Here is a 9,885-nt window from a genome sequence, read left to right as displayed (position 1 = left end):
CGTCAATTACAACGACGACCCGAGCGCGTAAAAAGTTATTTCAAATCACGGTTTATTAAATATGCCGCATAGCCGATGTATTTTTCCGCCGGGTTAATAGTAATAGAGATTATCCCTGTAACATACAGAAGACATTCAATTTATTATCGTCGAGATCTCTAAAATAGGCGGCATAAAAACCATGCTCGCCACGAAATCCCGGTTTTCCTTCATCCGTTGGCTCCAAGGGCAATCGCTTTGTTATACACTTTATCGACCTTCTCCTGACTATCAGCATTGAGCGCGATCATTCCCCCATTACTCACCGTGGCCGGATTACCATCAAAAGGCTTAATAATGCACAAATTCGTCATATTAAAATTCGGGCCCCAGGCGATAAAAGCCGGTGTTTCCATTACACTCTGAGTGCCGAATTCGGCAAGCAGCTCATCGTAGAATGCTGCTGCACGGAAAAAATCATTCGTATCCAATGTAATATAACCAATCATTTTTACTCCCCCATATTCTATTTTTACATATATACCCTTCGTAATTGAAAATGCTTTATTTTTCATTCGTATCAGATCAAGATTGCGCCCCCTGAAAATGGGCGCTCTGAAAGCCGTCTGTCTGCCGAGCAAACGACAGAATGAGTTGTGTATCTGACGACAAATTTGGTGCATACTACCGCGCAAATTGTCGCTTGTGTCTGGGCACGCTGGCAGGTGACTTTTACTGTGGCCGGGATGACGAAATGGCTCCACCGTCAGGGGTTCAGCGACAAGAAGCCGATGGGAACGCCTCATAAATTTGATGCGGATAAGCAGCAACAATTTATTGAGACCTACAACGCGCTGAAAGCGGAATGTGGCTAACATGAGCCGATTTTGTTTATTGATGCCATGCATCCTACCCAGTCCACAAAATTAAGTTACGGCTGGATGAGACACGGAAAGGAGCATGTCAACGAGGTTGAAACCACAGGTAGCCGTACTCGCCTTAACATCATGGGTGCACTCAATTTGCAATGGATTGAAGAGACCATTATTCGTGAATATCCGACAATTAACGCGAAAAATGTTGTCCTGTTTTTCGGTGCAATCCGGGAAACCTATCCGCTTTCACCAAAAATTCATATTATTCTGGATGGAGCCGGTTACCACCGCTCTGAAAGAGTGCAATTTTTTGCCGAGGTCCTGAATATTGAATTGCATTATCTGCCGCCTTACAGCCCTAACCTCAACCCAATTGAGCGATTATGGAAGTACGCGAATGAGCAGATAAGAAACAAGGTCTATTTCCCGGATGCAAAAACATTCCGTGAAACATTTCATCATTTTTTTCATGCCACATTACCAGAAAAAGTACAGGAACTGACTACCCGGCTGACAGATAATTTCCAGACTTTAATTCCTGCATCTTCAAGTTAATTGCGTATATATCGCTTTATAAATTACGCCAAAGAATAAAAATCACTCCAATAAATACCTTGGCAATCATTCATATAATAGATAATTATGATACTTTTAAATTCACCATCAACTCATAGATAAACAGAAAAAAACAAGATAGACCCAATATAAACAGCACAATAAATAAGTGAAAAAATTATAAAATCCTCCTTAATATAATTATTACAAATAGCATGTAAAATATTTTTATTTAACTGAGATTTAATAACAAAAACACATGTGATAAAAAACCATAATGACTTGTCGTTTATTGAAATAATTCTTAAAAACAAATGCTAAAACATTTCAATTCATAGAATTATAGGATTAATACATTCAAAGCTCAAAAATACCCAACATGCCATGGGGAATTGTGTCGACTTATCCTTCATATTTTTTGGGAAAAATGGGGTTCTTTGCTTAAGTCCGCGCCAAATTTTATACTCCAGTGCCGCGTAAACCATCAAGCAGCACGTCATGACCATCAATAATGTCTCTATCCATTCCAGGCCTTTCAGGAATAGAAAAAACCGCTCAACTTTTTGCTTCACCTTGTAATTTATTGGATATATACCCATAAAAAATCAGCGGCCTGATATAAAAACAAGCCGCTTACTCTATTAATATTCAATAATTATCCAATTTACTCGATCGGGCGTAAATCAACCCATAGCAATTGACTATCTGCAACTAATGGCCTGATCGCCCCCTCCCGTATATCTGGCAGCCACCACGCGCCTTGACCAAAAGCCAGTTGGACACTATCTGTTCCCGCCATTTCCCATCGGCCTTTTAAAACATAAAGTACGCCACTGTGCGATGTCGGCAGTAAACGTTCATCAGAAACCAGTGATACCTCGGATGCCCAACACGATCGTCGGGTCATGATATTAAAACACTGTACAGAGCCATCCAATAATTCAGCATGTCCACGAATATCACCCGAAAAATGGAAAGGTGCCACTTTATTAACCAGTTCGTGCTCTAAAAAACCCGGACTAGTCAAACGGACTCCTTTCCCTTTCAGCAAGACAATTGTGCGTTCAATATCAGGAAATTGCCCTAATGCTCCACTTTGGTGAATTGTCGTAAAACAGGCTCGCCAGGCGAAATCATCAGTAACAGGCCAGCAAACGATATCTCTTGTTTCTCCTTTCCCTTCAGGCCATTGTACTCTTGGCAATGTTGCATAATCGAAACACTTCATTTTCATGCCCTCCCCCACCATTTTGTATCCTGTTTATGGTGCTAAAAGATTATTTACACCCTTCATTTTTCAAGTTGCCTCTTGTTGGCTACATTCACTCACTTCAAGGCAACTCGAAGTCGATGGGTATATGTCAAATTGTTAACAGAAACAATCGCAAATAATTATGCTTACGACAATATTGAAATAGTTGAAGTGTGATTTATTACCCGCATTCCTTTAAAAGTATGTGACAAATATTTCCCAATTTTTTCATTGCCAACGCGTGAGTTTCATTCCATGCAAACGAGGTATTCAAGCGGAAAGCATGATCAAACTGAGAACTGGTGGAGAACATACTACCCGGCGCAATGCTGATATTTTCGGCCAGCGCCAGCTGATATAGCCGATTAGCATTGAAAGGCGGTTCAAATTCCAGCCAGAGAAAATAACCGCCACGGGCACTATTTACTTTTACGGATTGAGGAAAATGCTCCCTGATAACCCGTAACATCTGAATTTGCCTCTGCTCCAACTGTCGTCGTAACCGCCGCAGATGATTGTCATATCCTCCCTGAGACAAATAATCAGCAATTGCCAGTTGTGTTGGTGTGCTGGCAGACACTGTACTCATCATCTGTAATTGCTGGATCTTCTTCGCATGTTTTCCCGCAGCCACCCATCCCACCCGATAGCCAGGTGCCAGACATTTTGAAAATGATGAACAATGCATGAAGTTATTTTCTTTATCCCATGCTTTTACAGGTGCTGGGGGCTCCTGCTCGAAATACAATTCACCATATACATCATCTTCAATCAACGCGATATGGCTCTGATGCAAAATTTCCACTAACCGTTGTTTATTTTCAGGGGGCATCGTACTGCACAAAGGATTTTGGAAACGCGACATCAACCAACAAGCTTTTATTGGATATTTCTGCACAATTTCCGCTAATGCATCCAAATCAATGCCTGTTTGCGGATCCGTTTTAATGGCGACAGCTTTCAAGCGTAATCGCTCTATCGCTTGTAACGCACCATAAAAAGCCGGAGATTCAATGACTACCCAATCCCCCGGCGAAGTTACTGATTGTAAGCTAAAACTGAGTGATTCCATTGCTCCCGCAGTAATGACAATTTCATCTGGTGAAACATGGATACCATGGGAAGCATAACGACGGGATATATTACGGCGTAATTTTTCATTACCCGGAGGCAGATTCTCCAGTGAACTATGTGGGAGAAAGCGGCGAGCAACAGAAGCCAATATTTTTGACAGCTTGGGTTCAGCCAGCAGAGAAGGATCGGGAAATGCGGAACCAAATGGGATGATATGTGGATCTTTGCACGCCTGTAAAACATCAAAAATAGAAGCACTGATTTCTACATTTTCACTCAAATTTAGTCCCTTTCCTCCCTTTGCGGCGGCAAAAGGCTTTAACCGAGTGGCGACATAATATCCTGATTGCGGGCGCGCTACGATCCAGCCCTGGCTTTCCAACAATTGATAGGCTTGCAGCACCGTCATCAAGCTCAATCCCGATGATTTCACCGATTCCCGTAGTGATGGCAATCTGTCACCAACCTGCCAAATATCGTCTTCTATCTGTTGGCGGATCATTCCAGCCAATTGTTCGTAACGCGTCATATGCAAGGCACCCGGTTAAATTGTTATAGTAATACATCCAAAAAATATCACTATTATACTCAATAAATTTCAATTTTCAGCGCAACAAAAAATCGAATGCTTCCAGAAACAAATTCCTCTATGGGGATGATAAATATGTTAATTATGAGTTAAATAATAAATATATCTTATATTTTATTAAGAAATTTCTTAATCCGGTTAAGAATACCCTTGTCGTTGATGTAAACCATCTCTATATGATAATTGGGATCACTACTCATTAATTTTCTTGCATGCCTAAGCTCTGCATGAGCAATTGCAGATCTATAATCAATGGAACCAATATTTTTGTAATCACAATGCCGCCAGTTATGATTAAATTTCGTTTCATCTATATTAGACTTTACATTATATTTATTAAAACGGTTATCTTCCTTCATATAAAATATCAACCCTTTAACCGGCGAATTTGGATCGTTTGCTTGTTCTTCAATCCAATCAACGGCTATTTTTGATATTTTCCTCCAATACGAGGTTGCAAAAGTCCTTGAGATTAATTCCCCATGATATTTTTTTTCATAGCTCTCAGTATAATAAGCATGATCTTTTATTTTTCCAATTTCATTCCTAATTTTTAAAACATTCAAAATACCTTCTTCATCACTTTTAAGATAACTTCCGAAAGCATGAGAGGTATAATCTTTACTTCCAAGTGTATTCACTAAATTTTCGTGTGTGCATGGATCATCAGAAAACATATTTCTAGACTTGATCTTCTTTTCTTGTTCTATTTTTTCATTTATATAGTGAAAAGGAATATTTTTTGCTAGAAAACCCGCTTTGTAATTATCATAAAATTTATCACCACTACTCTTATTTTTATTGTTTTCTCTTCGGATAAAAGTATCATGGAGTGATAACTTATTTACATTCCGATTTAAAAAATCGCCCCAGCATTTCAATAAATAATAAGTAACATCAGAAGGAATCACATCCATTATTTCTTTTTCTTGTTGTTGCGTAAGAGAAAAATCTATTATATCTCCTTTAGTATTGAAAACCAGCCACATGTAAGTATAGAAAACTTTTTGGGCTCTAGACAGATCAACTTCAGATAGAATATCAGGAATTTTATTTTTTAAAAATTCGCCCATTCTATTTAAGAATTTTTCTGCTGAAAAATCCAATTTTAATGAATAATTTAAGATATCTATAGTTAAATAGATATTTTCACCACCATAGCGACTTTGGGCATAAAATTTATCCAAATAATCAGAACGAGGGCTATCAAGACCCATGACAAACATAATATTTTTTTTCATAATATAACCTAAAAAATAACTTTAACATGCATTGTCAATAAAATATTAATTGTTCGAAGTAATTAATCTACGTTCTATAGACATCAATGAATTTCATTGCTGATTAAACAATCATGATAACTTTAATCATTTAAATAGAAATAATAAGTCCGTAACGTGGCATATACTTGGCTTTCCACCAAACTGTTATAGTCAATAAACAAAAAATTGTAACTATTATACCTAAACGCCCTGTGTTTTACTTCTTCACACTTTCAACTTCGTTTACCCATCGCTCCAATAGATTTCAATAAGAGGTCACTATGTTCGGGTTAAATGCCCTTGAACTCGCAAGGATACAATTTGCATTTACGGTTTCTTTCCACATTATTTTCCCGGCCATTACGATAGGCTTAGCCAGCTTTTTGGCTGTGCTGGAAGGCTTATGGCTTAAGACTCGCAACACAGACTACAAAACGTTATACCACTTTTGGTCAAAAATTTTTGCAATTAATTTCGGCATGGGCGTTGTTTCAGGTTTGGTAATGGCCTATCAGTTCGGCACTAACTGGAGCTTCTTTTCTGATTTTGCCGGTACTATCACAGGCCCTTTGCTGGTTTATGAGGTGCTGACAGCATTCTTCCTTGAGGCGGGTTTCCTTGGGGTTATGTTGTTTGGCTGGGCTAGAGTTGGCGAAAAGTTACACTTTTTTGCTACTTGCATGGTGGCCCTTGGCACAATTATTTCTACATTCTGGATATTGGCCTCCAATAGTTGGATGCAGACACCACAGGGCCATGAGATTATTGGTAATCAAGTTGTTCCCGTTGACTGGCTTGCGGTGATCTTCAATCCGTCATTCCCTTATCGCCTGCTGCACATGAGCACAGCGGCATTCCTTGCTTCGGCATTTTTTATTGCTGCTTCTGCTGCCTGGCATCTGCTGAAAGGTCATGACTCATCAGCCATGCGAAAAATGCTGTCAATGGCGATGTGGATGATCCTGATTATCGCACCTCTGCAAGCAATGATTGGCGATATGCATGGGCTAAATACGTTGAAGCATCAACCTGCCAAAATCGCTGCGATGGAAGGACATTGGGAAAATCATCCCGGTGAAGCTACTCCATTGATTCTGTTTGGCATCCCCAACCAAGAAGCAGAAGAAACGCAGTATGCGGTCAAAATTCCCTATCTTGCCAGCCTGATTCTGACACACAGTATGGATAAACAAATTCCGGCGCTGAAAGAATTCGCACCGGAAGATCGCCCGAATGTCTTTATGGTGTTCTGGTCATTTCGGATCATGGTCGGGCTTGGGATTTTAATGATTGTTGCAGGGATATGGGGGCTATGCTTACGTTATAAAAAACGTATTTATGAAAACCGACTGTTTCTTCGTTTTATGTTTATTATGGCGCCTTCTGGCCTGATCGCGATCTTAGCCGGTTGGTTTACCACAGAAATTGGCCGCCAGCCGTGGGTCGTTTATGGCCTGATGCGTACCAAAGATGCAGTATCGGCGCATGGCGATGTCCATATGAGTATCAGCCTGCTGATTTTCTTTGTTGTTTATGCAGCCGTTTTCGGCATCGGTTACGCCTATATGATGAAGATTATCCGTAAAGGCCTTTCTCAAACTCCACATAAGGAGTCAGTAAATGGGCATTGATCTCCCCTTGATTTGGTTCCTGATCATCGTATTCAGTATCATGATGTACATCGTGATGGATGGTTTTGACCTGGGCATCGGTATCTTATATCCCCTGATTAAAGATAAATCCGATCGTGACTTGATGATGAATACAGTGGCACCCGTCTGGGATGGGAATGAAACTTGGCTAGTGCTGGGTGGCGCAGGGTTATTTGGTGCATTTCCGTTGGCTTATGCAATAATTTTGGATGCATTGGCAATTCCGCTGACCATTATGCTGCTGGGCCTGATATTCCGCGGTGTTGCTTTTGAATTTCGTTTCAAGGCTACAGCAAAACACCAACACCTCTGGGATAAGGCTTTCATTGTCGGATCAATCCTTGCCACCTTTATGCAGGGTGTGGTCGTTGGAGCGATTATTGAAGGTTTTACTGTCGAAAATCGTGTCTATATGGGCAGTTATTTTGATTGGCTGGCACCTTTTCCGTTCTTTTGTGGATTGGGTCTGGTTATCGCTTATGCTTTATTGGGATGCGGCTGGCTGGTGATGAAAACCGAAGGCCACCTGCAACAAAAAATGTATCGAGTTCTGCCTTCTCTGACGTTATTGATGTTAGCGATTATTGCCATTATCAGCATCTGGACCCCCCTCGCACATTCAGCCATTGCTGAGCGTTGGTTCAGTCTGCCAAATCTGTTTTTCTTCATTCCTGTGCCATTAATGGTCTTGTGGTCAAGCTGGCAGCTATTGAAAGCGAATTGCAATTCAAAACACTACACCCCATTTCTGAGCGCATTATTGCTGATTTTCATGGGATTCAGTGGGTTGGGGATCAGTATTTGGCCAAACATTATTCCCCCTTTCATTAGCTATGAAGAGGCCGCATCTCCTCCACAATCACTGGGCTTTATGCTGGTTGGTGCGCTATTCATCATCCCGATCATTTTGACTTATACCTTCTGGAGTTATTATGTCTTCCGAGGAAAAATCACTCATGAACAAGGCTATCACTAAAACGATATCCCCTAAAACGATATATCCTAAAACAATGGCGCAACGCTCTTCGCTATGGAAACGCTTAGGCTGGATGGTAACAATTTGGTTTTGTAGTGTACTGGCGTTGTATGCCGTATCCACACTGTTTCGCGTCCTAATGACAACGGCGGGAATGAAAATCAAGTGATTATTAACTACTTTTAATTAATTAAGCTAAGGTTTTGATCAGGGCAGCAAGAGGATTGTTTAACTGATGAAAACCTTCTCTGACAATCCAGGGACGACAACAGTCTGGTTGAGCGGTATAGCTATTACCCTCAATTTGTTTGTTCTTCTGTTTCTGGGATTTCATACCCCCCTCACGCTGGTTGAAAAATTGTGGGCATTATTTAACACTTTCAATATATTATTTTTATTTGTATTACTTTATAACGCAAACATGATTTCCTTTCGCGTAACATTGATTCCCAGAAAAGAGCAGATAAAAATAACTATTTTGAAACGGGAAAAACAATATCTGCGTTTTCTCATATCTGTTCATTCCCAGCTCAATATTAATACTTCACTCTCTGATAATTTTCATAGGGTATTTTACCAACTTAATCAATTGGTTCCTTTTAGTGAAGTGAGGATCATGCTTTATCATCCACCGAGAAAATATCATTTTGAGTACCGAAATAATACGTTAGATACTCACCTTCCACGAGTTCAGAAGTGGACCTTATATGATAAACGTACTTTTCATGGAATGATCCAAATACTGACTTATCAGGGGCAACCACTGTCGATTTATGAACGTAATTTGATTCAATCCGTTGTTGATGCACTGGCAAAGTATTTATCACTCAAGAATAGTGTGTACCAGAAAATTCAACAAAGTATCAGTGATGATCGAAAAACCATTTCCAGAGATCTGCATGACACCGTCGCGCAATCATTTCTGTTTCTGAAGATTCAGATTAATAGCCTACACTTCCGCACAGATAAATTTTCAAGGGCTGGGTTGACTGCTTTAAGAATAATCAAGGAAGAACTTGATATTGCGGGCCAACAATTCAGAGAAATGCTGGTTTCACTACAAACAGAAAAAAACCATCATGATTTACATGAATCATTGAAGGTTTTAATCAAAGAATTCAACCATCGGTTGGGGTTTAATATTGAATTTCATTATCGGATCACGCATCAAGTCATTCCCATTGGTCATGCCCGACATCTGATACAAATTATTCGGGAAGCTTTAAATAACTGTTATAAACATGCGAATGCAAGCTGGATCAGTATTCGCATCTATCCTGTTGGGAAAAAAATCATTACTGTTATTAGTGACAATGGCCGTGGTATGCCACAGACATTAACGGAACGAGAACACTTTGGACTAGCAATTATACGGGAACGGATATCACTGCTCTCAGGACAAATAAAAATCAAAAAGCGCAAAAAAAACGGGACAGAAATTGAAATTCAGTTTCCGCTACAATGAGATAACTATTATGGTGGTAGAAATGAATAAAAAGAATATCTTTTAGTTTACGGCTTATTCATTATTGAATGATAACCACCAAGTACAACACCAAGCATCTTAGGTACTAGTACTACAGCCGTAATCCATATTGTGCCATGATGGGGCTCTTCTTCCTTAAATAAAAGGCGGTGTCACATGCCATCCCCTGCCAAAATCTGGGAACA

General features: G+C 39.9%; 8 protein-coding genes and 2 pseudogenes. 5 read left to right on the top strand and 5 right to left on the bottom strand.

The features are described 5' to 3' along the window. Positions 1 to 209: 209 nt before the first annotated feature. Positions 210 to 554 (bottom strand): VOC family protein, encoded by a 345-nt coding sequence (locus Xhom_RS17385; RefSeq protein WP_198148739.1) that lies wholly within the window; start codon positions 552 to 554, stop codon positions 210 to 212. A 24-nt stretch (positions 555 to 578) separates the two neighbouring features. On the opposite strand from Xhom_RS17385, the pseudogene Xhom_RS17380 reads away from it, so the two are divergent. Then, positions 579 to 1,409, top strand: a pseudogene (locus Xhom_RS17380) (IS630 family transposase); the annotation flags it as partial. Between the two features lie 347 nt (positions 1,410 to 1,756). Here the strand turns inward: Xhom_RS17380 and Xhom_RS17375 are convergent. The 4 genes and pseudogenes from Xhom_RS17375 to Xhom_RS17360 form a co-directional block, all read right to left on the bottom strand. After that, positions 1,757 to 1,990: pseudogene (locus tag Xhom_RS17375) on the bottom strand (IS1634 family transposase); the annotation flags it as partial. An 83-nt stretch (positions 1,991 to 2,073) separates the two neighbouring features. Beyond that, positions 2,074 to 2,643, bottom strand: coding sequence for a HutD/Ves family protein (locus Xhom_RS17370; RefSeq protein ID WP_069318406.1), 570 nt, complete (start codon positions 2,641 to 2,643; stop codon positions 2,074 to 2,076). 199 nt (positions 2,644 to 2,842) lie between these two features. After that, the gene (locus tag Xhom_RS17365) at positions 2,843 to 4,264 is read right to left on the bottom strand and encodes an aminotransferase-like domain-containing protein (protein ID WP_069315495.1); all 1,422 of its coding nucleotides are present in this window, start codon (positions 4,262 to 4,264) and stop codon (positions 2,843 to 2,845) included. Positions 4,265 to 4,431: 167 nt separating this feature from the next. After that, positions 4,432 to 5,565, bottom strand: a complete 1,134-nt coding sequence (locus Xhom_RS17360; RefSeq protein ID WP_069315494.1) for a hypothetical protein — start codon at positions 5,563 to 5,565, stop codon at positions 4,432 to 4,434. A gap of 302 nt (positions 5,566 to 5,867) precedes the next feature. Here Xhom_RS17360 and Xhom_RS17355 point away from each other — a divergent pair, with 302 nt between their 5' ends. From Xhom_RS17355 to Xhom_RS17340, 4 genes are all read left to right on the top strand, one after another. Next, the gene (locus tag Xhom_RS17355) at positions 5,868 to 7,217 is read left to right on the top strand and encodes a cytochrome ubiquinol oxidase subunit I (protein WP_069315493.1); all 1,350 of its coding nucleotides are present in this window, start codon (positions 5,868 to 5,870) and stop codon (positions 7,215 to 7,217) included. Continuing rightward, positions 7,207 to 8,214 carry a cytochrome d ubiquinol oxidase subunit II gene (gene cydB / locus Xhom_RS17350; RefSeq protein ID WP_069315492.1) on the top strand — a complete coding sequence of 336 codons (1,008 nt, stop codon included), beginning with the start codon at positions 7,207 to 7,209 and terminating at the stop codon, positions 8,212 to 8,214. Before Xhom_RS17355 ends, cydB begins: the two co-directional genes overlap by 11 nt. Then, positions 8,195 to 8,383 (top strand): DUF2474 domain-containing protein, encoded by a 189-nt coding sequence (locus tag Xhom_RS17345; protein ID WP_069315491.1) that lies wholly within the window; start codon positions 8,195 to 8,197, stop codon positions 8,381 to 8,383. Before cydB ends, Xhom_RS17345 begins: the two co-directional genes overlap by 20 nt. A 66-nt stretch (positions 8,384 to 8,449) precedes the next feature. After that, entirely contained in the window at positions 8,450 to 9,679 is a 1,230-nt protein-coding gene (locus tag Xhom_RS17340; RefSeq protein WP_069315490.1) for an ATP-binding protein, read from the top strand. Positions 9,680 to 9,885: the final 206 nt, after the last annotated feature.

The organism is Xenorhabdus hominickii, from assembly GCF_002632725.1.
GTDB lineage: Bacteria > Pseudomonadota > Gammaproteobacteria > Enterobacterales > Enterobacteriaceae > Xenorhabdus > Xenorhabdus hominickii.
The sequence above is the reverse complement of the archived record's forward strand: the minus strand, read 5'-3'. Positions and strand labels throughout refer to the sequence as shown.

Bases quoted from the DNA above. Each gene is read 5' to 3' on its own strand.
- cydB (WP_069315492.1), top strand. From the start codon at position 7,207: ATGGGCATTGATCTCCCCTTGATTTGGTTCCTGATCATCGTATTCAGT.
- Xhom_RS17360 (WP_069315494.1), bottom strand. From the start codon at position 5,565: ATGAAAAAAAATATTATGTTTGTCATGGGTCTTGATAGCCCTCGTTCT.
- Xhom_RS17345 (WP_069315491.1), top strand. From the start codon at position 8,195: ATGAACAAGGCTATCACTAAAACGATATCCCCTAAAACGATATATCCT.
- Xhom_RS17340 (WP_069315490.1), top strand. From the start codon at position 8,450: ATGAAAACCTTCTCTGACAATCCAGGGACGACAACAGTCTGGTTGAGC.
- Xhom_RS17385 (WP_198148739.1), bottom strand. From the start codon at position 554: ATGAAAAATAAAGCATTTTCAATTACGAAGGGTATATATGTAAAAATA.
- Xhom_RS17365 (WP_069315495.1), bottom strand. From the start codon at position 4,264: ATGACGCGTTACGAACAATTGGCTGGAATGATCCGCCAACAGATAGAA.
- Xhom_RS17370 (WP_069318406.1), bottom strand. From the start codon at position 2,643: ATGAAAATGAAGTGTTTCGATTATGCAACATTGCCAAGAGTACAATGG.
- Xhom_RS17355 (WP_069315493.1), top strand. From the start codon at position 5,868: ATGTTCGGGTTAAATGCCCTTGAACTCGCAAGGATACAATTTGCATTT.